We start from the raw sequence: 25,349 nt of genomic DNA, 5'->3' as shown, positions 1-25,349 counted from the left end.
TTCTATTATTATAACATAATTCTAGTCTACAAGACCAACTTCATTAAGGAAGCGTTTAAAGGCTTGACGTCCAGCATTATCAGTCTTATAAACGCCTGCATCTTCCAATACACGGGCAAAGATATCTGCTACCGATTGACGAACGAGTGCTTCTGCGGTTTCAGCTGTCACCTCTGGATGGTTTTCTTTGAGTTGTTCTGCCCATTCTTGGTGAATAGGTGCAACAGCTTCACATTTGTCTAAAAGAAAGTCTTCAACTTCTTTTAATTCGCTCTTAAGTCGTGGAGGTAAAATGGCTAAGCCCATGACCTCAATCAAGCCAATATTTTCCTTCTTGATATGTTGCACATCAGCATGCGGATGATATACACCATCTGGATGTTCCTCTGAAGTTTGGTTGTCACGAAGCACAAGATCCAACTCATACTGTCCATCACGCTTACGCGCAATAGGAGTAATCGTATGATGCGGTGTGCCATCTGATTCAGCTAGAACTCCCACCTCTGGATCTGAGTAAGTACGCCATGCTGCTAAAATCTTAGAAGACAAAGCTAATAGCGACTCTTTTTGTCTACTCTTGATACGAATAACAGACATTGGCCAATTAACAATACCTGCTTCAACCTCAGGAAATCCTTCAAAGCTAAACATCTCTTCGACTTCAGCAATCTCCATAGGGAAAGTATGACGACCTCCTTGATAATGTTCATGTGTCAAAATTGAACCACCAACGATTGGAAGGTCAGCATTTGATCCTGCAAAATAACCTGGAAATTCCTCAACTATGGATAGAAGTCGTTCAAAAGTCAAGTCACTGATTTTCATAGGTTCATGTTGACCATAAAAGAAAATAGAGTGTTCATTAAAGTAAGCATAAGGCGAGTATTGGAAGCCCCACTCCTCGTCTTCCATTTGGAAACGAATAACACGGTGATTGCTACGGGCCGGGTGATTAATGCGACCCAAATAACCTTCATTTTCCATACAAAGCTGACACTTAGGATAATCGGAAGCTACCGCATTCTTAGCAGCTGCAATAGCCTTAGGATCTTTTTCAGGTTTCGAAAGGTTGATAGTGATTTCTAAATCACCATACTTTGTTGGAGCCTTATAAGCGATATTTTGAGCAATCGCCTTTACCTTAACATAATCATTGCGTTTACTGAGATCATAAAAATCAGCGATAGCTTGCTCTGGATTACATTTATATGTATCCCAGAAGTTACGATTTACAACACTAGGACTTGGTGTAATCAGGTCCATTAGTTGAGCTCCGATGATATCTTGCTCTTCATTAAGTTCACCTACGGAACCAGCTTTCACACCTGCTTGAAGCAATTGGTCTTTAAGATCAATCAATTCAGAACTATCTGTTTCAACTTCATTGACAGCTTCACCAACTAATGCGAAAACACGGTTTGTCAGATAAATACGATCTAATTCTTCATAGTCACTGTTAGCAATGACTGCTGTTACAAAAGCATCTACTAAATGTTTCATCATTTTGAAATCTCACTCTCATTAATCAAGTACTCGTGAACCGCCAGCTACTTCAGCGATATAGAAGCTTGGTGCATAACCAACGACTTCTTCATAACGTTGACCAACTGCTTTTTTGAAATCTTCAACTTTATCTTTATTTACAAGTGCGATGGCACATCCACCAAATCCCGCTCCTGTCATACGAGCTCCAAGAACACCTTCTTGTTCCCATGCTGTGTGTGCCAAAGTATCAAGTTCAAGACCTGTAACTTCGTAATCATGTTCCAATGACACATGAGAAGCATTCATAAGGCGTCCAAAGCCTTCCAAATCTCCTGCTTCAAGAGCTTTACGAGCTTGAAGTGTACGTTGATTTTCAAGAACTGCATGGCGAGCACGTTTGATACGGTTTTCGTCTTTAATCAAGTAGCTGTATGCATCAAATGTCCAGAGGTCCAATTCACCAAGAGTTTGGATATCCAATTTCTCTTGAAGTTCAGATACTGCTGTTTCACATTCGGCACGACGTTCATTGTATTTAGAATCAGCCAATTCACGACGTTTATTAGTGTTCATGATGACTACGACATTGTCTTTAAGGTCAAGGGGTACCAAGTCATACTCTAGAGTATTTGTATCCAAGTAAATTGCACGTTGATCAGCTCCCATACCAATAGCGAATTGGTCCATGATCCCAGAGTTAACACCGATAAAATCATTTTCAGTTTGCTTACCGATTTTAACCAAGTCAAGTCGTTCCAATTTAAGGTCATAAAGTTTTTCAGCAATAACACCAATCAATAATTCCAAAGATGATGATGATGACAAACCTGATCCATTTGGAATGTTACCATAGATGTAAATATCCATACCTGAATCAATCGTATGACCAGCCTCTTGCAAGAAATGAAGAACACCTTTTGGATAGTTTGTCCAGTTGTGCTCTTTTTCAAAACGAAGATTTTCAAGCGGTACTTCAATAATACCTTTATCCTCAAAGTTACCTGAGAAGAAACGCAAAACTTTGTCATCACGCTTGCGGGCTGCTCCGTAAGTACCTAGGGTAATAGCTGCTGGGAACACATGTCCACCGTTGTAGTCAGTGTGTTCACCAATCAAATTAATACGACCTGGTGAAAAGAAAGTATGATCTGCTTCGACTCCGAAAACTTCTTTAAATTTTTCTCTCAATTGTTCTGGTTTCATTTATGTTTCCTCGTTAAACTTATTTTTTATAGTTATAGTGTAACCCCTTGCAACTTTTATATCAATAATTTTACTAAAATTTTACTAAAACTAAGTAAAATGGATTAACCTATGCTATACTAGAGCTATCTAAAGGAGACTATATATGGCTACATTAAAAGACATTGCTTCATTGGCAAAGGTCTCAATCGCGACCGTTTCCCGTGTGTTAAATCAAGACGAATCCCTCTCTGTTACCGAAGAAACTAGACACCGTATCTTAACTGCTGCGGATGAGTTGGGATACACTAGACACCAAAAAAGCGGAAATTTTAAAAAAGAGAAACACCAGATTGCCATTATCCAATGGGTCAGTGAAGAAGACGAATTAGATGACATCTACTATTATAATATTCGACTTGGCATTGAAAAAAGGGCTCAGGAACTCGACTACGAGGTTCTACGATATTTTAACGATATCCCCTTTAACCTGGCTGAGGAAGTTATCGGTGTAATCTGTATCGGAAAATTCAGTAAATCTCAAATTTCTGATTTTGAAGCACTGGGCAGACCCCTTGTATTTGTGGATAGCGATACCTTAACCCAGGGACACCCTTGTATCACGACCGATTTTGAAAATGCTGTTCAGACTGCCCTCCAATATTTAAAAAACCAAGGGTGTCAATCAATCGGACTTTTAACAGGTGAGGAGAAGACAACCGACTTGCAAGAAATTATTCCTGATTCACGTCAGCGTGCCTATCGCAATTTTTGTATCGAAGAGGGAATTTACGATGCTAACCTCATATTAAAAGGAAACTTTAGTGCACTATCTGGTTATGAACTTATCAAAGCTAGACTAGAGACACAGGCGAAACTTCCAGATGCCTTTTTTGCCGCAAGTGATAGCCTAGCTATTGGAGCACTCAGAGCTTTTCAAGAAGCTAACCTCATTGTTCCAGATCAGATTCAAATCATTTCCTTTAACGACACAATCATGGCAAAACAGGTATTTCCACCCTTATCCTGTATCACTGTCTACACCGAAGAAATGGGGCGAACTGCCATGGATGTCCTCAATAAGCAAGTCTTGTCCCCACGGGAAATTCCAACTCTTACCATGTTGGGTACGAAATTAACCTTGAGGGGTAGTACGAAGGAAAAGACAATCCAACTTCCAACTAATCCATGATTACTCAATAGATTAAAAAGTGGTTGTCAACCTACGGTTGACAACCACTTTTCTTATTATTTCACCTTCACACAAATAGCATCCCAAGCTTGGAGTTTGCCTTGGTCTGTAATTGGCTCTAATTCGGTATTTGCAATGACAACTTCTGCCCTGTCGAAATCATAACAGAAGTCTTGTTCTTGATCAGATAGGTTGGCTACAACCAGATAACTGCTATCTTTAGTTTTACGAATGTAAGCAAAGACTTTGTCTGTTGTCTCCAAGAGTTCAAAGTCAGCATCAACCAACCAATCTTGAGTTTTACGAAGCTCTACGAGCTGCTGATATGTATAGAAAATCGATTCTGGATTTGCAAGGGCAGATTCAACATTTATGTCCTTATAGTTTGGATTAACAGGTAACCAAGTCTTATCCGATATGCTAAATCCAGCATTTTTAGACGTATCCCATTGCATTGGTGTTCGAGCATTGTCACGACCCACCTGACGGATTTGGTCCATGATAACTTCTAGTGACGCCCCTTTTTCGAGAGCTTCTTTGGCATAGTTGAGAGATTCAATATCATTCAATTCTTCCAAAGTTCTAAAAGGATAATTGGTCATGCCGATTTCTTCACCTTGATAAATGTAAGGTGTTCCTCTCATCAGATGAAGGAGGATAGCCAAGGCCTTGGCTGACTTCTCACGATAGACACCAGTATCCCCCCACATTGAGAGAATACGAGGCAGATCATGATTATTCCAAAAAAGTGAGTTCCACCCTTGTCCCAACTCTAACTCGGTTTGCCATTTATTAAAAATAGCCTTAAGTGCTGAAGCATCCAACTCCTTCTCATACTCCCATTTAGGGCTATCTGGCTTATGCTGAAGTCCAATATGTTCAAACTGGAAAACCATGGAAAGTTCTTGATTATCTGGATTTGAATACTGTTTAGCAATTTCAGGTGTTGCTCCCCAGGTTTCACCAACGGTTAGAAGGTCGTGCTTTCCAAAGCTCGCCTGGTTCATCTCCTTGATGTAATCATGAAGTTTTGGACCGTTTGTATCAATCAGTTGATCTGGGATCTTACCAATCATATCAATCACATCCATGCGGAAACCACCGATTCCCTTATCAATCCAGAAATTCATCATGTCATAAACTTTCTGGCGCAACTGTGGATTTTCCCAATTGAGGTCTGGCTGTTTCTTACTAAAGAAATGCAGATAATATTGACCTGAGGTCTCATCATATTCCCAAGCGGAGCCACTAAAGATAGACACTAACTCATTAGGTTTGTCTCGCCAGATGTAGAAATCTCGTTCAAGACTTTCTGGATTGTCACGCGCTTCGATGAACCATGCATGCTCATCAGACGTATGGTTAACCACCAAGTCCATAACAATTTGAATATCACGCTTCTTGGCTTCTGCCAAAAGTTCATCCATGTCACTCATGTCTCCAAAAATATCTGCAATTGCCTCATAGTTAGCGATATCATAGCCATTGTCATCCATTGGGCTATCATAGACAGGAGAAAGCCAAAGAGCTGTAATTCCGAGTTTTTGAAGATAATCTAATTTACTTGTAATCCCTTTGAGGTCACCAATGCCATCACCGTTGGAATCCATGAACGACTTGGGGTAAATTTGATAAATCGTAGCTTTATGCCACCAATATTTTTGCATACTTGCCTCCCTTTCGAAACCTATTCTTAGTTATTTTGTCTGCTTACTATCCAGATTAACTTTCTTGATTAAGCTAAGCATTTTTCATTGCTAGTTTTATTTTACGCTTCTTATCTATTTGTGCAAGCGTTTTCGTGTTTTATTTTGAAAAAGTTCTCCTGGAGATAGGGGAGAACTTTCATATATCTGTTATCAATTATCGATAACAAGGATAACATACTTATATTGTGAAAACTTTTTCCTGACCGTCTTCTGTGTAGGCCACATGCCCAGTTTTAGCTTTCAAGTCAATGGTTAAACTTGCACATTCAGCATCATTTTTCCAAGAGAGCACCAATTCGGTCGGACTTGGAGCTTGAGCAGTGAAATCTCCTTCGAAAGATGGGTGTTGATTTCGGAAGCGGATAAGGTTAACTAAACGTTGAACCACTTCAGTTTCTGCCGCTGCCGCGATTTCTTTTTCATCAAAATTATGACGGTTGATTTCACGACCATCACCTCGTGCTTCAACTGCTTCAATATCGTTCTTACCTGCAAGTAAACCAACGTAGTAGATTTGTGGAATACCTGGTGTGAAGACTTGTAGAGCGCGTGCAGCGAGATAAGTATCATCATCTTCATCAAAGAGAGAATAAATCGTTGAGCGAATTTGATGGACATCAAAGCCATCCTCATCCTTATGCTCATCCGATACGATAAGACTGAGGTTAGCACCACGATCCAATGCCAAGTCAACCAACTTACGGGCCTCTTTACTATCGATAAGTCCATCTAAGTCTGGTTTAACCGGAAGGCCATCATGGCAATCAAGCATCGTGAATTGACCATGTGGACGTGTTTGGAGATAATCAACAAGGAACTTAGATTCTTCATTACTAAGAGCCTCAAAAATACGGTACGGCAAGATAAAGTCATAAATCCAGCAACCATGCTCTGCCAATTTGTATTGAATAGAATAATGGGCGTGCACCTCCGGCAAGAGAGCAATATCGTAAGATTTCGCCACACCAAGAATCCAGTCAAGGAAATCATAGATATCAGGCTCTACAAAGAAACATGATGTTCCAAGTTTTTTCAAAACATAGCCGACAGCATCTAGTCGAATAATCTTAACCCCATTGTCATGGAAATGTTTGAAAATATCGACAAACAGTTGTTTTACTTGCTCTGAGTGTACATCCAAATCAATTTGTTCAGATGGGGTTGTTTTACCAAAAGTTGTCCAAACTTTTTCTACTTCACCAGTTTTTTCAATAATGAACTCTGAATACGGTACTTTGCGACGCAAGAACATTTGATCGATATCAGATTGAACTGGCACACCATCTTCCCAGATTTTTTCAAGCGTCAAGAAATAATCAGCATATTGTGAATCACGGCCATTCTTCAAGAAATCTTGGAAATATGGAGATTTTTGAGAAATGTGGTTAACCATGATATCAAGAAGAATATCGTAATCCTCTGCTAGATTTCTCACATCCTCCCAGTCGCCAAACTGTGGATCAATTTCAAAATAGGTTAGCGGTGCGAAACCACGGTCCCCTGAAGAAGGGTAGGGAGGCAAAATGTGGATTCCACCTTCAAAAAGATTAGGAAAGTAAGTATCTAGATTTGATTTGAGTGCTTTTAAATTTCCACCAAGTGAGTCTGGATAGGTAATGAGTTGTACCTTATTTTTAACCATTAAATGCTTCCTCCAATTTTTCCAATGTTGGCAATTCAACGACTGCTCCAACATACTGTAATTTATAGGCTGAAGTACGACTGCCGTCGTCCACAGCTTCTAGAATTGTTTTTCCTTTACAAAGCCCTGTGTAGAAGCCTGACCAGAAAGCATCTCCTGCACCTGTCGCATCAACAACTTTTGTAGCTTTGGTTTTTCTATGAACCGTTTGCTCTTTATTTGCAACAACTAAACCATCTTTGCCAAGTGTCATGACGACCAGTTTAGCACCCAAATCCAGGAATTTCTTAATTTGATTGTCAACAGTGTCTGGTCCAAAAATACGTTCGGCGTCATCTTCAGAAGGTTTGATAATATCTACATGTTTAATCAACTGCTTTATGTAGTCAATGCCGTCATGTCCTTCTTGCCAGAGGGCAGGATGATAGTTAGGGTCAAAGGAAATCAAGGTTCCTTCTGCTTTGGCTTGTTCAATCAAGTTCTCAATGGTTTGACGAGAGTGCTCTTGAGAAATTGGCCAAGATGAGAAATGAAGAATCTTGCTTTCAGAAGCCAGTTCTTTTAGTTCGTTAGTGTAATCCAGCTGGTAATCTGCACCACGATAAAAGATAGGAATCGGTGTCCCAGTAGTTTTATTGACCAAAACCATACTGGTAGAAGCCTTGTTTTCCTGAATAATGCCATCTGTTAGACCACGCTGTTTGATAGTCTCTTTCAAAAACTCGCCCATACGGTCTTTACCCACAGCAGCTACCAAAGCTGAGCGTCCACCTAAGGCTTTGACGTTCATGGCAATATTAGCAGGGGAGCCTCCAAAGAAAGGATGATAACTCCCTTCAAGATCAATCATGTCCACTAAAACCTCGCCCACTGTAAGCACATCAATTGCTTTTTCTCCCAAAGGTAAAGGCTTTTCTAAATCATACATACTTGTCTCCTTATATCAGTTTTCAAAGAAAATTGCCACCTGATAGTTTGCCTTGGACAATCGTCAAGACATTTTTGCTCTATCAGAGGACAATTTTCAAATAGTTTTAACGAATAGCTTTTTCAGTAGTCACATCGAAGAAGTGTCCTTTAGCAACATTGAATGTCAAGGTAACTTTTTCGCCTGGATTGTGGAAGTCACGGGCATCAACACGGGCTGCAAACTCATCGTGACCGATTTTGACGTAAAGCATAGTTTCAGCTCCGAGGAGTTCAGCGACATTTACTTCTGCTTCTACAGTAGCATTTGGATAAGCTTCACGAGCAACAAGTTCACTTGTAACATCCTCTGGACGGATACCAAAGATGACTTTCTTACCAAGGTAACCTTTGTCTTTTAAAATTTTAAGTTGACCAAGTGGTACTTCAAGCTCAACCCCACTATCACTCACAATCTTGTCGTCGTGAACAGTAACTTCAAAGAAGTTCATAGCAGGGCTACCGATGAAGCCAGCTACAAATTTATTGGCTGGAGTGTTATAAAGTTCTTGAGGTGTACCGATTTGTTCCACACGTCCAATTGTTCCTGAACCATCAGGATTTTTTGTTGAACTCATGATGACGATACGATCAGCCAAGGTCATAGCTTCAGTTTGGTCGTGAGTAACATAGATTGTTGTTGAACCGATACGTTGGTGGATTTTAGCGATTTCAGCACGCATTGACACACGAAGCTTAGCATCCAAGTTTGAGAGAGGTTCGTCCATGAGGAAGACTTTGGCGTCACGAACGATGGCACGTCCCATAGCTACACGTTGGCGTTGCCCACCTGAAAGGTCAGCTGGTTTACGTTCCAAAAATTCTTTCAGCCCAAGAATATCTGCTGCTTCACGAACACGTTTATCAATTTCTTCCTTGCTGTATTTACGTAATTTAAGACCAAACGCCATGTTATCGTAAACCGTCATATGAGGGTAAAGAGCGTAGTTTTGGAAAACCATAGCGATGTCACGATCTTTAGGTGATTTGTCGTTAACGACTTCTCCATCGATTTTCAATTGACCTTCAGTGATGTCTTCAAGTCCTGCTACCATGCGAAGTGTTGTTGATTTACCACACCCTGATGGTCCGACAAAGACGATGAACTCTTTATCTTTGATATTGAGGTTAAAATCTTCAACTGCATAATGTGTAGCATTTGGGTATTTTTTGTGAATGTGGTTAAGGTTTAATTCGACCATTGTTTTCTCCCTTTATCTGAGTGATTCTTTCTTTGATTGTTACCGTAATATTTTATTGAGTTTGGCTAGTGTCTAAATAGCTTATTTTACTGCACCGTTACTCATTCCTGAAATGATATTCTTTTGGAAAATGAGGTAAACGATTGTGATGGTAATGATTCCTACGATGTATGATGCGAAACTTGGTCCATAATCGTTGAAGTATTGCCCTTGATAGTTGTATTGGAAGAGTGGAAGCGTCCACATTTTTGAATCTTTGTTCAATACCAACAATGGAAGCATAAAGTCATTCCAGAACCAAAGGGCATTGATGATTAGGGTTGTCGCATGCATTGGTTTAAGCATTGGGAAGATGATTTGACGGTAGGTTGTGAACTTATCCGCACCATCAATTTCTGCTGCTTCATCTAAACTATCTGGCACACTAATTTTGATGTAACCTACATAAAGGAAGAGGGTTTGTGGAATAGCATATGTTAGATACAGAATTACCAAGCCGTACATATTAGCAAGACCAAGTTTACTCATCATGACTGTGATTGGGATCATGATAACTTGGAAAGGTACAAAGATTCCCAAAATCAACAGTGAATACATGATGTTGAAAGCTTTACGTTTTGACATGTTACGAGCAATTGAATAGGCTGCTGCTGGGATGAATATTGCTACCACAATAAGTGAGAGGATTGTAATAACTGCTGAATTCCAGAAGTAACCACCAATACCGTCCGCAATCAAACGCTGGTAGTTGCTTAGCGTAAATGGGTTAGGCAAGCTAAAGAAATGATTCATAATGTCCTTGGTAGTCTTAAAGGAACTAAAGACTGTTACCAAGAGTGGTACTAGAATGAGGATACCACCGACAACGAGGAGGGCGTATTTCCAAAAATTCGTTACTTTTTCTTCTTTTTTCATTTGTGATACTCCTCCATTAAATTTCAAATTTCTTAGATAGTTTGATTTGTAGGACTGATACGACGCCGATAATCAAGAAGAGGATAATGGCAATCGCATTGGCATAACCGTATTGGTTGCTCTTGAAGGCATAGTTATAAACTAAGAGTCCCAGAGATGTTGTGGCGTTGTTTGGTCCACCACCTGTAAGTGCAAAGATTTGGTCAAAGGCTGTTAACCCTGATTTAAGTGCTAGGATGAAGACCATTGAAACTGTAGGAAGTAAGTATGGTAACTCAATCTTCCAGAATGTTTGTTTAGCAGTAGCCCCGTCAATAGCTGCAGCTTCAAGAATATCATCTGGGATACTTTGAAGACCCGCAAGAAATAGGATGATTGGCATTGCCACCCCTTGCCAAAGGAGTACAAAGATTGTTGCAATGACTGCTCCAAAGCTAGTTCCGAGCAAGCTTTCTTGCAAGAAACCGATACCCAAAACTTTACCGATTGTTGGAAGACCATAGTTAAAGAACTGTTTGAAAATCAAGGAAACGGTCAAACCTGAAAGTACAGCTGGGAAGAAGAACCAAGCACGGAAGAAGGTTTGTCCCTTAATTTTTGAATTGAGCGCACGAGCCACAACCATTCCGATGAAGATTTCTCCAATAATCAAAGCCAAGGTTAAGATGATGGTAAAGATGATAGCTTGGAAGAATTTTCCATCGATCAAGAGGAGTTTGTAGTTATTGAGGCCGACAAACTTATAATTGTAAGTCAAACCAGTCCAGTTTGTGAGACTATAGAAGGCTCCTTGTACCATAGGGAAGTAAAAGAAGACAGCTTGTAAGATGATTGGTACGATGAGGAAGGTCCATCCCCAATATTTATTCAAAAATTTTCGCATTTTGTTATTACTCCTCCTAGTCAAGATCGGCCTTCATAGGGTTGAAGAAGGCATTGAGGTTATTTGCCATGTTATCGATATTTTGATCCATCAAGTAACTTGCACTCAAGTTAAAGAAATCTTCTTCAGAGTTCCAGTGTTGTCCCAACCAAACATAGTGTTTATCTGTGAAGGCTAGTTGTGAAATATTAGCAAGTGGTGACTTTGGATCCTGTTTCACCCCTTCTACAGAAACTGGTGAACCATCAACATCATAATACTTTTGCATTGCCTTAGCTGAGGTCATGTATTCGATGAATTTCTCAGTTTCCTTAGGATGTTTTGTTTTAGCTGATATTGAGAGGGCTAAGTCTCCTGCTCCCACTGTAGCCTCATGTCCTGCTTTATCTCCAGGAAAGGCGAACATACCAATTTCAAACTTAGGATCTTGTTGGTTAACTGCCGCTAAAGCCCATGATCCTTGAGGCATCATCAAGGCTTTACCATTGGCAAAGGAAACAACAGCATCGTTATAGGAAGCGCCACGCCAACCATTTTGTGCATTTTCAGCTAGAAGATCCATTTTCTTAGCATCTTCTTTTAGAATTGGGTCAGTCGCTTTAATAGCATTTGGTTTTGAGAAACGAAGGTAATCATTTGCTTTATCACCACTACCAGTTGTTGTAATCAATGACAATTGGTGGTATCCGTTAAGTGTCCAACCTTCTGTTCCTGCAACTGCAAATGGTGATGTACCACTATCCTTAATTTTCTTAGTAATCTCTTGGAATTCTTCGAAAGTTTTTGGTTCTTCAAGGCCAAGTTCTTTGAACTTAGTCTTGTTATAGTAGATACCAGAAACATTGGCATTCAATGGGACATTGTAAATTTTGCCATTTATAGCATACTTTTCAGCATAATTATTTTTGATTCTTTTCAAATAATCCTTACCAGTCATATCTTGGAAATAACCAGCTTTTGCCCATTCTTGGAAGTCCATATTCTGTGGGTAGATATGGATAATATCAGGCACATCTCCAGACAGGATACGTGTCTTCAAGACGATACCGGCTGATGGAACTGTTGTTAATTTGACATGGATATTTGGGTTTTCTTTTTCAAAATCCTTTACCATTTCTTGAAGAGTATCAGTCATTTCTGTCTTTTGGTTAAAGTATTCAATTGTTACTTTACCATCAGCTGACTGATCCTTCTTTTGACAGGCTGCAAGCCCCACAACAGCTAATGTTGCTAGCCCAGCCAGAGCAAGTTTTTTGTACCACTTCATTGCTTAGTCTCCTTATTAATCTTCTTTGACAAAATAAAATTGTTTACTGAGGAAGTCTCCCTGTGGAAGAACGACTGTGATTCCAGCATACATCAGTTCAGCACCAGAATAAACTTGGCCTGTTCCTTGTAAAATGTAGTCGGCATCTTGGTCGAGATTTTTTAGTTTGAGAGTCGTTTCAACCGTCTCAACTGTTGAAAGGACTCGGACATAGGTTGCTAGAACCTTATTTTCGTAGTTAAATTGGACAGCTGCTTCATTGCTTTCCGCTTCAGGATTAATGAGACGGTATTGCTGACCAAACTGAACCACTGGACGAATGTCCTTATAATGAGTGATTTGTGCAGCAATGCCATCTTTTTCTTCCTGAGTCAGGCTCGTCAAATCAAGTTCGTAGCCCAAATTACCCATCATAGCTACATCACCACGCGTTTCCAGAGGTGTCGTCCGTCCCATTTGGTGATTAGGGACAGCTGACACATGGGCTCCCATAGAAATGGTTGGGTAAAGATAGCTTGAACCATATTGAATTGGTAAACGTGCAATAGCATCAGTATTATCACTCGCCCAAACTTGCGGGAAGTAACGCATCATACCAAGGTCATTTCGACCCCCTCCACCAGAACATGATTCAAAGAGAATATTCTCATGCTTGCTTGTCAGGAATTCTACCAAGTCATATAGTCCCAACATGTATTGATGGCTCTGCATCTGGCTTTCAAGGTAGTTTGCTCCATTTCCGATGTTGGTCATGTTACGGTTATAATCCCATTTAACATAATCAATAGCATTATCTGTAAGAATCTTATCTAAGACATCTTTCAAGTAAGCCACCACATCTGGATTAGCTAAGTTAAGCACGAGTTGGTTACGTGAGTAAGTATGACCATAATTAGGCACTTGGATAGCCCAGTCTGGATGTTTATGATAAAGATCGCTATCCACCGAAATCATTTCAGGCTCAAACCAAAGACCAAACTTAAGCCCCTTGGCATGAACTTTTTCGATCAAGTCTTGAAGCGGTCCACCAAGTTTTTCTTCATTTACAAACCAATCTCCTAGAGCACGGTTGTCGTCAAAACGATTTCCAAACCAACCATCATCCAAGACAAAGAGTTCAACACCTACTTGTTTAGCATCTTCGGCTAACTCAAGAAGTTTTTCTTTCTCAAAATCAAAGTAGGTTGCCTCCCAGTTATTTAGAAGAATCGGACGTTCTTCATGGGCAAACTGCTTAGGAATGACGTAGTCTGTAACAAAGGCTTGACTTTCTTGACTAAGCCCAGTCAAACCTTGGTGAGAGTAAGTAATGAGAGCAACTGGTGTTTCAAAACTTTCGTTTGAAGCAAGTTCCCAGGCAAAGTTCTCATCCTCAATTCCGATAGCTACACGCACCTCATTGATTTGACTCTTTTGGACAAATGTTTGGAAATTACCGCTATACATGAGTTGGAAGCCCAAGGCTTCGCCTGCCCCCTCGCTCGCTTCGTGATCACAAAGAATTAAAGCTGGTGTCTGAGCATGACCTGAGGCACCACGGTTAGAAGCGACTTTAAAGATACCTTGTTCAACTCTTTGGCGACGAACCGTTTTCTCACGAGCGTAAGCACCTTGGAGAGTGACCACATCATAGTCACGGGCAGGTAGATCAGCCATAGTACTGAGTGCTCGATGGATTACCACGGCTTGTTCAGAACGGTTGATGACTTCGCTATAAGTTACAATTGTGTTGTTATCTTCAACTACTGTATAGTAGAGTTTCAATTCCAAGTTAGCGACTTTATCGACTAAGGTGAAAATCAGCGTTTCTGCTTTTTCCAAAGAATGGGGATATGGCAGTTTGCTTTCCAGTGACATTCCTTCGACCACTTCTGCTTTTGAAAATTCAAAACGTGTCACATCTGAGACCCCATGCTGGATTTTCAAAGACGGTTGACGAAAATCTCCCAAACCATGCAAGCCTACCACTTGACGTTGTGTATCATAACTATACGTTCTAACGTCTGGATTGAGCTGACCCGAGAATGCATGATCACGTTCATGGACTGCATTTGATCCATGGTAGCGATTTACCTTTCGACCTAAGTGTCTTAGCAAAAGATCCCCGTCATGTTCTTCAATAATGAGCGACAAATCTTTGCTGGTGATGTAATAATAATTTTTGTTAACAACAATGCTCATAGTGTTCTCCTTATTTACAGGTTTAATTATAAACAATGTATGCGCTTTCTAAAATGGAATTTTGTTGCTGGAATATGGTAAAATGTTAGGTAAGGAGGATAAACAATGCTTATTTTTTCAGAACTTGAAACAGGGACCTTAGATTTACGTCTTGATTTTTACGGCTATGAGGATTGTTTACCAGATCAGTTCTTTGGTCCTGCCATTCGAGAAAACTACGTTCTTCATTACATCACTGAAGGCATAGGCTTCCTTGAATACAAGGACCAAAAAATCCCCCTTCAAAAGGGAGATATTTTTCTACTTATACCCGGAGAAGTCACCTATTATTTTGCGGATAATCAGACTCCTTGGTCCTACTATTGGCTAGGGATAAGTGGTATCAAAGCCCAGGAATATTTTAACCTTTCAAGCATCCATGACACGGCTTATTTAAGGTCACCCCATACCAAAGCACTAGGCAACTTCATAGGGACTATTGTCAAAGATGCTGAACGGCTAGATGAAAGTAAGGCATCTCAACTGCACGTTATCAGCCAACTCTTTGAGCTCATGCATCAGTTGAATGCACTCTCACCTAACCTTGATCAAGAAACCATCTCACCCAGTCAAAAACTCTATCGTGAGGCCAAACATCTAATCGATATTGGTTACAACTCTCAAGACATTAGTATCCAATATATAGCTGATAAACTTGGTGTGCACCGCTCCTACTTATCCTCCATCTTCAAAGATTTTCATAAGATTTCCCCAAAAGAATACCTACTCGAGGTACGCATGAATCGAGCCAAGGAACTTTTGAAAACCACCGATCAACCTATAAAAATTATCGCCTATTCTGTAGGCTATCTGGACCCTTTGCATTTTTCAAAAGCCTTCAGACAGTATTATGATTGCTCGCCAAGTCAATGTCGGACCTTGAAACAATAATAATTATCTCGATATTTCTACATGAGTATTCTGTAATGATGAATATATAAGGATTTAAAATTACAAAAAAGCCTATTCTCCTAAAAAACACTATTCTGGCATAAAATTAAATACAAATAAACCTTTCAAATAGAAAATGCAGTTACCATTTCTTCGTGATAACTGCATTTTATTCTTTCTATTTCACCTTCACACAAAGGGCATCCCAGGCTTGGAGTTTGCCTTGGTCAGCGATTGGTTTCAGTTCGGTATTTGCGATGACGACTTCTGCGACTTCAAAATCATAATCAAAGTCTTGTTCTTGGTCTGATAGATTAACTGCAATTAGATAGCTGCTATCCTGAGTCTTACGGATATAGGCAAAGACCTTATCGGCAGTTTCCAAGAGTTCAAAGTCAGCATCAATCAACCAACCCTGTGTTTTGCGAAGCTCAACCAGTTTCTGATAAGTATAAAAAATCGAATCTGGATTGGCAAGAGCTGAGGCAACATTGATATCCTTATAGTTAGGGTTAACAGCTAGCCATGTTTTATCTGCTGAACTAAAACCTGCATTTTTAGATGCATCCCACTGCATTGGTGTTCGGGCATTATCACGTCCCACATGGCGAATCTGGTCCATAATCACTTCCAGTGCTGTCCCTTTTTCAAGGGCTTCTTTGGCATTGTTAAGCGATGCAATATCATTAACCTGATCTAGCGTTTGGAAAGGATAATTGGTCATACCGATTTCTTCGCCCTGATAAATGTAAGGTGTCCCACGCATAAGATGTAGGAGAATAGCCAAGGCCTTGGCTGACTTCTCACGATAGGCACCAGTATCTCCCCACATTGAGAGAACACGAGGTAAGTCGTGGTTGTTCCAGAACAGTGAGTTCCAGCCCTGTCCCAATTCCAACTCAGTCTGCCATTTGTTGAAAATCGCTTTGAGAGCTGGCACATCAAGTTCCTCTGCGTACTCCCATTGAGAGGCGTCAGGTTTATGTTGAAGGCTAATATGTTCAAACTGGAAGACCATAGAAAGCTCTTTATTGTCAGGATTCGAGTATTGTTTGGCAATCTCAGGTGTCGCTCCCCAAGTCTCACCAACCGTTAAGAAATTAGGATCAGTCAGGCTTGCTTGATGCATTTCCTTGAGGTAGTCGTGGAGTTTTGGACCATTATTGAAAATCTCTTGATCTGGAATCTTACCGATGATGTCAATCGCATCCATACGGAAACCACCAATTCCCTTGTCAATCCAGAAGTCCATCATGTCATAAATTTTCTGGCGGAGCTGTGGATTTTCCCAGTTAAGGTCTGGCTGTCTCTTACTAAAGATATGAAGGTAGTATTGACCTGAAGGTTCATCATATTCCCAAGCTGACCCACTGAAGATAGAAGTTAACTCATTTGGCTCATTGCGCCAGATGTAGAAATCACGTTCAGGACTTTCTGGATTGTCACGCGCTTCGATGAACCATGCATGTTCATCAGAGGTATGGTTAACCACCAAGTCCATGACAATTCGAATCTCACGCTTCTTAGCTTCCACCAAAAGCTCATCCATGTCATTCATATCCCCAAAAATGTCCGCAATAGCCTCGTAGTTAGTAATATCATAACCATTGTCATCCATCGGGCTATCATAAACAGGCGAGAGCCAAAGGGCTGTAATTCCGAGTTTTTGAAGATAATCTAGCTTACTAGTAATTCCCTTGAGGTCACCAATGCCATCACCGTTTTTGTCCATAAAAGATTTAGGGTAAATTTGATAAATTGTAGCCTTGTGCCACCAGTATTTTTGCATGATTCTACTCCTCGTTTTTATTATCATCGTGAGTCTGATAGTTCTATTTTACGTTTTTATCGGGGTTATGCAAGCGTTTTCTCTTTTATTTAAAACATTGCATGACCTATACTCCAGACTTCTTAAACTTTTGGTAATGTTGAGAAATAATAAAATTGAAATGTAAGGTTAGCCTTTACTAATCTTAACAATATAAAAAATGACAGTTAATGCCTTAACCGTCACTTTTTACTTTTTGGGCAAGACCATCACAAAGCGCCTTCCCGTGAGACTTTCTTCAAATCTATAGCTAAGTTCCTCATGCTCTAGAAGGTATTTGACCACAAAAAGGCCTAATCCTCCTTCTTTCTTAGACTGAGCTTTAGTTGAAGTATTTTCTTTAGATATAATCGTATTTTCAATGACAAAATCGGTTCCTTCATTTTCTAAACCTATTCGAATCACTCCACCCTTATCAGAATGCTTGACGGCATTACTGATGATATTTGAGAGAACCAATTTCAAAATAGGTAAATTCATGAAAATACTAGTTGTCGGAAGATAATTGTCAATTGATAGAAAGCGATTCTCAACCAACACTTGATTTTGAGTGAGTATGCGATTTACCACATCATCTAACTGAATCCACTCCTTATCACCACCTAATTCTTGAACAGAAGATAAAGACAGGATCTCTAGGACAATCTGGTTCATCTCATCGACAATGTCAAGAGAAACTGATAGGTAGCAGTCCCGATCCTTGTAGCGACCAATTTTATCTCGCATATTTTCTAGGATAATTTTCAAGCTAGCTAGAGGCGTCTTGAGCTCATGCGAAGCTCCTCGTAGAAATTCTACTTTCATCTGCTCCAACTTCAGATTCTCTTGTTTTTGCTGCTCTAAATTATCAATCACTTCTAAGAGATGGTGATAGAGGTCGTTGATCTGTCGCTTTAAAACACCAATCTCATCTTGTGAATGAATAGGGAGACTTGCTGTCCTATCCAGGCGCATCATCCGCTTGGTCATCTGCTTGATTTCAAGGATTGGAGCAGAAATCATGCGGGCATAGAGATAGGATGCGATCAGCGACAGAATAAAGGAAGCAAGGAGTGTATAGGGAAGAAAACCCAGACTGATGTCCCGCGCTTCCTTTTGCGAATCGACGGTCGCTAAGAATTGCAAGGTCAAGTCCTTCCCTTCCTTGGTCTGAATCTTTCGCTCTTCAATGACCAGGGAATTATTCTGGCTGTCAGGGTTCACGAGTAGGTCATCCTTGACCTCTATGGCATTTTGTTTTTCCTTGCCCTTGATCGAGACCTTGATATCATTGGTCTTGGAATAAAGGTCGATGACCGACTCAATGGTCCCTTCCTCCTGACCCTGGAAACTCTTGGCCAAGACTTGCGATTTCTTCAAAATCGTCTGACGTTGCGACTCGATATAGGTCGATGGAAAAATAAAGTAGACGGATGCGTGTAACAGGATAACTAAGCCACTAAAGAGGGCGAAGGTTATCAGAAAGATCTTTACAAAGATACTCCGTTTGGTCATGGTCTCTCCAATTTATAGCCGACATTGCGTACCGTTACGATACAGTCCAGTTCTAGTTTTTTTCGTAGTTCCTTGATATAGACGTCAATTACTCGGTCAAAAGGAATCTCCTCGGTTTCCTTCCAGACGGCATCGAGGATCTGAGAGCGGGTCCGAGCCTTGCCTTCATGCTGGAGCAAGTATTCCAAGATTTCCAACTCCTTAGCATTCATGGAAATGGCTTGCCCAGCGAGGCTGGCTGTATAACTCTCAAAATCCACCCGTGCCTCTCCATAGGTAAAGACCCTTGAAGGTTGAAGCTTTTTAAAAATAGCTTCGATGCGGACTTTCAAGAGGGACAAGGAGAAAGGTTTTTCCAGATAGCCATCTGCTAACTCTCCAAAAGCTGTCAACTTATACTCTTCGTCATGGAAGGCCGTTAGCATCAGGACTGGGACTGAGCTGGTCTTACGGATTTCCTTCAGTACTTCCAAGCCATTAAGGATGGGGAGCTGGATGTCCAACAAGACCAGATCCGGCGCTTCTCTCCAAAAGAGGTTCAGGGCCTCCTTCCCATCGCCTGCTTCGAAGATGTCATAGCCACATTCCATGAGATAGTCGCTCATCCCTTCTCGAATAAGGACTTCATCTTCTACGATTAGTATTTTCATGCATTATCCTTTTCATCTATATATAGTCGCTTTCTTTCATTATACCGTTTTTTATAGGTGCAGCAAACTTATCATTCAACATCAACTAAGAGGTCTTTGGGTTTCTTGTGAAGAAGCCAGCGAGAAGAAATCAAGGATACCAAACTTAAGATAAAGCCACCGACTAGAATGACTACCAAAAGTTGCTTAGGTTGGACTGTCATATGAATCTGAGTCAGAGTCTTACTGAAGCTCTCTGCCTCAGCCCCTCCACCAAGATTTGCAGCTAGAGATTCTTTTGTCATTTGCTTATTGATACCTTCCGTAACATTGGAAAGGACTGTTTTACCAACTTTTTCGGCAAAGAAACTCGCTAAACCATATGATAAAAGAAAGGCTGGTAAGGCAATCATCAGCAATTCCACTAAAAATTGACCCGCAACCTGTGTCTTTTTAAGTCCCAAGGCCAAAAAGATACCAACTTCTCTACGACGAGCATTTAACCATAAAATCAACAGAAGGGTTAACAATAAACTTGTAAAAATGAGACTTCCAATAAACATACGATTTGCCACACGATACATCCCAAGAATAGATTCCTGTAAAGCAGGGTAGTTTGATGAACTCTTAACAAGATCGTAGAGGGTCCAGTTAATGTCCAACTTTTGAATCTTTGCTATTAAGGAATCAAGATTTTGATCACCTTTAGCAAAGAAAGTGGCATCCTCATAAGTGGCAGTTTCTACGGTATTACCATAGAGTTTTGCAGCTGTGTCTAGATCAGTGATGAGGGTGTTTTCATACAACTCCTGAGCATAGGTAACGGCTGCTTGATTTTGACCAGAAAATAAACCTTTGATAGTCACTTCTACTGTTTCATCAGCCCTTTTTTCGTTATCAGCATCATAGAGATTAGATTTAAGCTTTACTTTATCTCCTACATTAAGACCATTCTTTTTAGCTAAACCTTCGTGCATCAAGATTTGATTATGGTCCTTATCTGTTAGATGTTCTCCTTCAACTAGTTTATAAGCACCTGAAACAAATTTATCTTCTTTTGATGAGTCATTGACTCCTGTCAACATCAAGGTAGACTTAAAATTTTTAGCACGTTCTGGCGACTGATTTTGTAGCGTTTGCTCTGTTTCGATAATCTCATAATCTAGTAAATCAGCAATACCATTGATCCGTTTAATCGTCGAAACAATCCCTTTAGTCTCGCTAATCTTTTTAATATCTTCTCCCTTAAGATTTCCAGCCCCTCGAGGAGTTCCAGGATTCGTGTTACGATTAATCTGCATTGAAAAACTATTGGTAATTGACCCTAGACTCTTGGAGGCTGCTTCTTGGGTTGCACTTCGCATAGCAAGTCCTAACAGACTAAGAGTACTCATCAAAAGAATAATGGTTAACAGTAATAGTGACTTTGACCATTTTCGTGTAATATATGCAAAAGCGTTTCGAAACATAAGAGTCCTCTCTTTATTTTTTCTTTTCTATGAGTTGTTGCTTCTTCAACTCTAAAACCACATCAGATGCCTGAGCAACTTCCTTACTGTGCGTGACAACTATGACACATTTTTGGCGATCTAAAGCCATTCTTTTAAGGATAGTAATAATATCCTTGGCAGTTTCCTCGTCTAGATTCCCTGTCGGTTCATCTGCTAAGATAATTGGGGCCTCTGAAACCAAAGCCCGTGCAATAGCTACACGTTGTTGTTGCCCACCTGAAAGTTGCAGGACATTTCGATTAATTTGCTTTTCATCTAATCCCAATTCAGAAAGTATCTTCTCATCGGCATTTTTATTTACAAGTCGTACATTTTCTAAAGGTGTAAGATAATCAATAAGATTGTAATTTTGAAAAACAAGCGCAACATGGTGTCTACGGTGATAACTGTAGCCTTTTTTCTTGATATTTTCTCCGTTAAACAAGACCTGCCCCTTCTTGGGATAATCAAGACCTGCCAAAAGGGAAAGTAAGGTCGATTTTCCCGCTCCAGATTGCCCAATAATACTATAAAACTTACCTTTCTCGAAACGATAATTCACCTTCGAGAGGATAGCTTCACTTTTATTTTGATAACTATACGCAACATCTTTGAGTTCTAACATAGTGTTCCTTTCTCCTTAACTCATATTAGATAAGATTTCTTTTGGTGTTTTGCGCCAAATGAGACCTGTTGTCACACCGAGCGATGATATTACCAAGACTAGAAGACAGAGATAAGATAGCCCTAAAGGTAGTCCCTGAGGAATTTGATCTAATAACTGAAGAGCCTGCTGCTGTCCTTGCTGTCCTAAAAATTCTTGCAAAAACAGTCGACTTAGTAGCCGTCCAATAGCAATGGCCGGTAGCAAAGACATAAGGGACACCAACAATATCTCAACAAGAAATTGAACAAAAATGCGTCCCTTGCTCTTCCCAATTGCTAAAAGAATACCTATCTCATGATTTCGCTCACGCGTCCATAGTGCCATTAAAAACGAGAGGATACCTGCTCCTGTAACAATTAAACTAATCATCATCGTTCTGACGATTCCTTGTAGCGCTTGAGACGATTCCTTCAAGGAGTCAAAAGCCTTACGGTCCTCGTCCAAACGTAGACGATACCAATCGATATCTAATTGTTCCACTTGTTTAATGACTTGGTCGATTCTATCTGGATTTTTAATACCAAAGGATAATTTTGTCACTAACTTATCAGTCAAATTAAGCAGTTGGCTAGCGTCCTCATAATGGAGGAAGACTTGATTTTCACTTAAATCTGAGGACATTCCAGTAAATGTCTCCTCCTTCTTGCCAGAAAAAATACCAACGATATCAAAGGTCATTTCCTTAGTTCCACCTTCAATCATCTGAAAATTTGACAAGGTCAGCTTGTCTCCGACGCTTAGCTTATTTTTCCTAGCAAGCGATTCATGAATCATAATTTGCCCTTTAGCAGATAAGTGCTTCCCTTTAAGGAGTTGAAAAGCACCACTCCGAAAATCAACACTTTGGCCTGTTTCCTTAGTGAAAGTCGCTCCCAAGGCTTGATTAGCCTCATTATCAAGGTCATCACGTTCCACCGTTTGTTTTCCTGTAACGACCTTCTTATCGATTAGTCGTACTGGGCTTATATATTGAGGTATCGTTGAAGTCACATCAGATAGATGACTAATCTTTTCCCCCTCTTTCCAGGAAAATGCACTACCTCTTTCTTTACTTACCAGAGCAAAACTTGCCCCACTTGACTTCCTGATTTGTGCTTTCATTCCTTCACCAACTTGCATAAGAGAGAAACAAAAATACAAGCAAGATAATATCAAAAACAAAATGAGAAAAAGGATAATATTCCGCGTTTTTTTGCGAAAAATATAAGCAACTGCCTGTTGTAAGAGAACCATCTTCCACCTCCATTTAAGACATTAGCCCTCAGCTACACCAAAGATAGGTGAGGGCGCTTTCATTTTCTTATCCTAATTATAGACGACAAATGTGAAACCTTTATGAAATTAAATATTCTAAAATGATTGTTGTCTAAAAATCTAACTGCTGAAATGCAGAATCTCAATTAAATAATAACTCTAAAGGATTATAAAAAAATTCGTTTCAGGATTGACTTTAAACTCTTTTTCTCCAACAAATCGACTTTCGCTAATAGCATTTACCTTCGGCATTTGATATAATTTTCCTCAGAGGTATTTTTATTTATGAAGAAACAAGCTTTTAGTTCTGAACAGTATTTGAATCTGCAACGCGACCATATTTTGGAGCGTATTAACCAGTTTGACGGCAAGCTCTACTTGGAGTTTGGTGGTAAGATGTTGGAAGATTTCCACGCTGCCCGCGTCCTTCCTGGTTATGAACCTGACAATAAAATCAAGCTCCTTCAAGAGCTTAAAGAGCAAGTCGAAGTGGTTATCGCCATCAATGCTAGCAATATCGAGCACTCTAAAGCTCGTGGTGACCTTGGTATTTCCTATGACCAAGAGGTCCTTCGTCTGATTGATAAATTCAACGAGCTCAATATCTATGTGGGTTCTGTTGTTATTACGCAGTATTCTGGTCAACCTGCGGCTGATGCTTTCCGTAACCAATTGGAAAAAAATGGCATCACGTCTTACATCCACTACCCTATCAAGGGCTATCCAACGGATATGAACCATATCATTTCTCCTGAAGGTATGGGAAAAAATGACTATATCAAGACTAGCCGTAACCTTATCGTCGTTACTGCTCCTGGTCCTGGTTCTGGTAAATTGGCGACATGTATGTCTAACATGTACCACGACCAAATCAATGGCATCAAATCAGGTTATGCAAAATTTGAAACCTTCCCAGTTTGGAATTTGCCACTTCATCACCCAGTCAACTTGGCCTATGAAGCTGCCACTGCGGACCTTGATGATGTCAATATGATTGACCCCTTCCACTTGGAAACTTATGGCAAAACTACGGTAAACTACAACCGTGACATCGAGATTTTCCCAGTCCTCAAACGTATGCTTGAGCGCATCCTTGGTGAGTCACCTTACGCTTCACCTACGGATATGGGTGTTAACATGGTTGGTTTTGCCATTACGGATGATGAGGCAGCCAAAGAAGCTTCTAAACAAGAGATTATCCGTCGCTACTATCAAACCGTCCTTGATTTCAAAAATGAACGTGTTCCTGAGACTGCTGTCAAGAAGATTGAGTTGCTCATGAATGATCTTGGTATTACTCCTGAAGATCGCCAAGTGGTTGTTGCAGCACGCGCTAAGGCTGAAGAAACAGGTGGTTCTGCTCTTGCCCTCGAATTGCCAAATGGTCAAATCGTCACTGGTAAGAATTCAGAACTCTTTGGTCCAACTGCAGCTGCTTTGATTAATGCTATCAAGACTTCTGCAGGTATTGATAAGGATACTAAACTTATCGAGCCTGAAGTGGTTAAACCTATCCAAGGTCTGAAAATTGACCATCTGGGTAGCCGTAATCCTCGTCTCCACTCCAACGAAATCCTTATCGCCTTAGCCATTACAGCTGCCAACAATGCGGATGCGGCGCGTGCCATGGAGGAACTTGGTAACCTCAAAGGTTCTGAAGCTCACTCAACAATCATTCTTACCGATGAAGACAAAAATGTTCTTCGTAAGCTCGGTATCAATGTGACCTTCGATCCTTACTATCAATACGACAAATTGTACCGTAAGTAATTCATGATTTAAAACAAGAAAGACCTCAGTTTTACCAACTGGGGTCTTTTCGAAATCACTTTAGCTGGAGAAAGAAAAAAGGGAAACTCTATCGAGTTCCCTTTTTGATAACCCACTTTTTCGTCTCGACCCGTTCCCAATGAAAAGGGAGTGGCCTAGCATTATTATGAAAAAGTGAGTTAAAGGTATCAAACAGAGGGCTAAGCCACTCCCGATTCTAATCAGCCTACGATTTCTAACTTGAGAAAAGGTAAGCTAAAAAGCAAAATTATAGTAGATAGGACAGCAACAAGTGGGAGATAACGACCTCCAAAAAGGTAGAGAAACAATGGAGCTAACGCTATGAAACGATTTAGAAAATTACTAGTAACCCGAACGGTTTGTCCGTCCTCCACAGTAATAGTATTAGACTTGTAACCCAATTTACCAATACTCAAACGAGCTTTTGCTGACGGCAGAGAAACAGTCACTGCTTCCACACCAGAAACTGTTCCAACAAGACTAGTGTCTACTCGAATGGGACTCTTTCTAGCCACCTTGCTCGCTTCAATTGTAATACTAGCCACTGGGCATCTCCTTTTCCTATCTTATTACTTACATTATACACCTTTCGAAACGCTTTCACAAGCTAATTGGCTATTAAATCAAGGTTTCTTGAAAATG

20 protein-coding genes are annotated in these 25,349 nt (G+C 40.3%); 3 read left to right on the top strand and 17 right to left on the bottom strand.

Features of this window, described 5'->3' with window-relative positions:
- Positions 1–21: 21 nt before the first annotated feature.
- Both galT and ACYVQ1_RS04935 read right to left on the bottom strand, forming a co-directional pair.
- Entirely contained in the window at positions 22–1,503 is a 1,482-nt protein-coding gene (gene galT, locus ACYVQ1_RS04940; protein ID WP_461250031.1) for a UDP-glucose--hexose-1-phosphate uridylyltransferase, read from the bottom strand.
- A gap of 18 nt (positions 1,504–1,521) precedes the next feature.
- A complete protein-coding gene (locus tag ACYVQ1_RS04935; protein WP_461250030.1) occupies positions 1,522–2,688 on the bottom strand; it encodes a galactokinase in 1,167 nt (388 codons plus the stop codon).
- A gap of 145 nt (positions 2,689–2,833) precedes the next feature.
- Here ACYVQ1_RS04935 and ACYVQ1_RS04930 point away from each other — a divergent pair, with 145 nt between their 5' ends.
- Positions 2,834–3,859: a LacI family DNA-binding transcriptional regulator gene (locus ACYVQ1_RS04930; protein ID WP_461250029.1), complete on the top strand. Its 1,026-nt coding sequence runs from the start codon at positions 2,834–2,836 to the stop codon at positions 3,857–3,859.
- A gap of 56 nt (positions 3,860–3,915) precedes the next feature.
- On the opposite strand, the gene dexB (ACYVQ1_RS04925) is transcribed toward ACYVQ1_RS04930, so the two are convergent.
- From dexB (ACYVQ1_RS04925) to ACYVQ1_RS04890, 8 genes are all read right to left on the bottom strand, one after another.
- Positions 3,916–5,526, bottom strand: coding sequence for a glucan 1,6-alpha-glucosidase DexB (dexB, locus tag ACYVQ1_RS04925; protein WP_461250028.1), 1,611 nt, complete (start codon positions 5,524–5,526; stop codon positions 3,916–3,918).
- A gap of 220 nt (positions 5,527–5,746) precedes the next feature.
- On the bottom strand, positions 5,747–7,210 hold the full coding sequence (gtfA, locus tag ACYVQ1_RS04920; protein WP_461250027.1) for a sucrose phosphorylase: 1,464 nt from the start codon (positions 7,208–7,210) through the stop codon (positions 5,747–5,749).
- Positions 7,203–8,138, bottom strand: a complete 936-nt coding sequence (locus tag ACYVQ1_RS04915; RefSeq protein WP_118185397.1) for a carbohydrate kinase family protein — start codon at positions 8,136–8,138, stop codon at positions 7,203–7,205. Before ACYVQ1_RS04915 ends, gtfA begins: the two co-directional genes overlap by 8 nt.
- Before the next feature lie 106 nt (positions 8,139–8,244).
- A complete protein-coding gene (locus tag ACYVQ1_RS04910) occupies positions 8,245–9,378 on the bottom strand; it encodes an ABC transporter ATP-binding protein (protein WP_002885360.1) in 1,134 nt (377 codons plus the stop codon).
- Positions 9,379–9,459: 81 nt separating this feature from the next.
- Positions 9,460–10,293, bottom strand: coding sequence for a carbohydrate ABC transporter permease (locus tag ACYVQ1_RS04905; protein ID WP_002885335.1), 834 nt, complete (start codon positions 10,291–10,293; stop codon positions 9,460–9,462).
- A 16-nt stretch (positions 10,294–10,309) separates the two neighbouring features.
- Positions 10,310–11,176 carry a carbohydrate ABC transporter permease gene (locus tag ACYVQ1_RS04900; RefSeq protein ID WP_201710820.1) on the bottom strand — a complete coding sequence of 289 codons (867 nt, stop codon included), beginning with the start codon at positions 11,174–11,176 and terminating at the stop codon, positions 10,310–10,312.
- A 16-nt stretch (positions 11,177–11,192) separates the two neighbouring features.
- Complete coding sequence (locus ACYVQ1_RS04895) at positions 11,193–12,443, bottom strand: extracellular solute-binding protein (protein ID WP_461250026.1); 1,251 nt, start codon at positions 12,441–12,443, stop codon at positions 11,193–11,195.
- A gap of 15 nt (positions 12,444–12,458) precedes the next feature.
- On the bottom strand, positions 12,459–14,624 hold the full coding sequence (locus tag ACYVQ1_RS04890) for an alpha-galactosidase (RefSeq protein WP_461250025.1): 2,166 nt from the start codon (positions 14,622–14,624) through the stop codon (positions 12,459–12,461).
- Positions 14,625–14,729: 105 nt separating this feature from the next.
- On the opposite strand from ACYVQ1_RS04890, the gene ACYVQ1_RS04885 reads away from it, so the two are divergent.
- Positions 14,730–15,554: an AraC family transcriptional regulator gene (locus ACYVQ1_RS04885; RefSeq protein WP_461250024.1), complete on the top strand. Its 825-nt coding sequence runs from the start codon at positions 14,730–14,732 to the stop codon at positions 15,552–15,554.
- Between the two features lie 178 nt (positions 15,555–15,732).
- Here the strand turns inward: ACYVQ1_RS04885 and dexB (ACYVQ1_RS04880) are convergent, their stop codons facing one another.
- The 6 genes from dexB (ACYVQ1_RS04880) to ACYVQ1_RS04855 all read right to left on the bottom strand — a co-directional run bounded on the left by dexB (ACYVQ1_RS04880) (position 15,733) and on the right by ACYVQ1_RS04855 (position 22,895).
- Positions 15,733–17,343 carry a glucan 1,6-alpha-glucosidase DexB gene (gene dexB, locus ACYVQ1_RS04880; RefSeq protein WP_461250023.1) on the bottom strand — a complete coding sequence of 537 codons (1,611 nt, stop codon included), beginning with the start codon at positions 17,341–17,343 and terminating at the stop codon, positions 15,733–15,735.
- A 228-nt stretch (positions 17,344–17,571) separates the two neighbouring features.
- Positions 17,572–18,876, bottom strand: a complete 1,305-nt coding sequence (locus ACYVQ1_RS04875) for a sensor histidine kinase (RefSeq protein WP_461250022.1) — start codon at positions 18,874–18,876, stop codon at positions 17,572–17,574.
- Positions 18,873–19,526 carry a response regulator transcription factor gene (locus tag ACYVQ1_RS04870; RefSeq protein ID WP_461250021.1) on the bottom strand — a complete coding sequence of 218 codons (654 nt, stop codon included), beginning with the start codon at positions 19,524–19,526 and terminating at the stop codon, positions 18,873–18,875. The genes ACYVQ1_RS04875 and ACYVQ1_RS04870 overlap by 4 nt, the downstream gene beginning before the upstream one ends.
- Before the next feature lie 71 nt (positions 19,527–19,597).
- Positions 19,598–20,974: an ABC transporter permease gene (locus ACYVQ1_RS04865; protein ID WP_461250020.1), complete on the bottom strand. Its 1,377-nt coding sequence runs from the start codon at positions 20,972–20,974 to the stop codon at positions 19,598–19,600.
- A 13-nt stretch (positions 20,975–20,987) separates the two neighbouring features.
- Positions 20,988–21,620, bottom strand: a complete 633-nt coding sequence (locus ACYVQ1_RS04860) for an ABC transporter ATP-binding protein (protein ID WP_461250019.1) — start codon at positions 21,618–21,620, stop codon at positions 20,988–20,990.
- A gap of 15 nt (positions 21,621–21,635) precedes the next feature.
- Positions 21,636–22,895, bottom strand: a complete 1,260-nt coding sequence (locus ACYVQ1_RS04855; protein WP_461250018.1) for an ABC transporter permease — start codon at positions 22,893–22,895, stop codon at positions 21,636–21,638.
- A 306-nt stretch (positions 22,896–23,201) separates the two neighbouring features.
- On the opposite strand from ACYVQ1_RS04855, the gene ACYVQ1_RS04850 reads away from it, so the two are divergent.
- A complete protein-coding gene (locus ACYVQ1_RS04850; protein ID WP_268687985.1) occupies positions 23,202–24,686 on the top strand; it encodes a DUF1846 domain-containing protein in 1,485 nt (494 codons plus the stop codon).
- 221 nt (positions 24,687–24,907) lie between these two features.
- Here the strand turns inward: ACYVQ1_RS04850 and ACYVQ1_RS04845 are convergent, their stop codons facing one another.
- Complete coding sequence (locus tag ACYVQ1_RS04845) at positions 24,908–25,252, bottom strand: hypothetical protein (RefSeq protein ID WP_417164718.1); 345 nt, start codon at positions 25,250–25,252, stop codon at positions 24,908–24,910.
- Positions 25,253–25,349 lie beyond the last annotated feature (97 nt).

Source organism: Streptococcus parasalivarius, assembly GCF_054785155.1.
This window is presented reverse-complemented; position numbering and strand designations above follow the sequence as displayed.

What these genes read in the sequence shown, in the direction of transcription:
- ACYVQ1_RS04860 (WP_461250019.1), bottom strand. Translation starts at nt 21,620, where the DNA reads ATGTTAGAACTCAAAGATGTTGCGTATAGTTATCAAAATAAAAGTGAA.
- ACYVQ1_RS04855 (WP_461250018.1), bottom strand. Translation starts at nt 22,895, where the DNA reads ATGGTTCTCTTACAACAGGCAGTTGCTTATATTTTTCGCAAAAAAACG.
- ACYVQ1_RS04850 (WP_268687985.1), top strand. Translation starts at nt 23,202, where the DNA reads ATGAAGAAACAAGCTTTTAGTTCTGAACAGTATTTGAATCTGCAACGC.
- ACYVQ1_RS04910 (WP_002885360.1), bottom strand. Translation starts at nt 9,378, where the DNA reads ATGGTCGAATTAAACCTTAACCACATTCACAAAAAATACCCAAATGCT.
- ACYVQ1_RS04870 (WP_461250021.1), bottom strand. Translation starts at nt 19,526, where the DNA reads ATGAAAATACTAATCGTAGAAGATGAAGTCCTTATTCGAGAAGGGATG.
- ACYVQ1_RS04930 (WP_461250029.1), top strand. Translation starts at nt 2,834, where the DNA reads ATGGCTACATTAAAAGACATTGCTTCATTGGCAAAGGTCTCAATCGCG.
- ACYVQ1_RS04905 (WP_002885335.1), bottom strand. Translation starts at nt 10,293, where the DNA reads ATGAAAAAAGAAGAAAAAGTAACGAATTTTTGGAAATACGCCCTCCTC.
- ACYVQ1_RS04890 (WP_461250025.1), bottom strand. Translation starts at nt 14,624, where the DNA reads ATGAGCATTGTTGTTAACAAAAATTATTATTACATCACCAGCAAAGAT.
- ACYVQ1_RS04875 (WP_461250022.1), bottom strand. Translation starts at nt 18,876, where the DNA reads ATGACCAAACGGAGTATCTTTGTAAAGATCTTTCTGATAACCTTCGCC.
- galT (WP_461250031.1), bottom strand. Translation starts at nt 1,503, where the DNA reads ATGATGAAACATTTAGTAGATGCTTTTGTAACAGCAGTCATTGCTAAC.
- ACYVQ1_RS04895 (WP_461250026.1), bottom strand. Translation starts at nt 12,443, where the DNA reads ATGAAGTGGTACAAAAAACTTGCTCTGGCTGGGCTAGCAACATTAGCT.
- dexB (WP_461250023.1), bottom strand. Translation starts at nt 17,343, where the DNA reads ATGCAAAAATACTGGTGGCACAAGGCTACAATTTATCAAATTTACCCT.
- dexB (WP_461250028.1), bottom strand. Translation starts at nt 5,526, where the DNA reads ATGCAAAAATATTGGTGGCATAAAGCTACGATTTATCAAATTTACCCC.
- ACYVQ1_RS04865 (WP_461250020.1), bottom strand. Translation starts at nt 20,974, where the DNA reads ATGTTTCGAAACGCTTTTGCATATATTACACGAAAATGGTCAAAGTCA.
- ACYVQ1_RS04885 (WP_461250024.1), top strand. Translation starts at nt 14,730, where the DNA reads ATGCTTATTTTTTCAGAACTTGAAACAGGGACCTTAGATTTACGTCTT.
- ACYVQ1_RS04915 (WP_118185397.1), bottom strand. Translation starts at nt 8,138, where the DNA reads ATGTATGATTTAGAAAAGCCTTTACCTTTGGGAGAAAAAGCAATTGAT.
- ACYVQ1_RS04935 (WP_461250030.1), bottom strand. Translation starts at nt 2,688, where the DNA reads ATGAAACCAGAACAATTGAGAGAAAAATTTAAAGAAGTTTTCGGAGTC.
- ACYVQ1_RS04900 (WP_201710820.1), bottom strand. Translation starts at nt 11,176, where the DNA reads ATGCGAAAATTTTTGAATAAATATTGGGGATGGACCTTCCTCATCGTA.
- gtfA (WP_461250027.1), bottom strand. Translation starts at nt 7,210, where the DNA reads ATGGTTAAAAATAAGGTACAACTCATTACCTATCCAGACTCACTTGGT.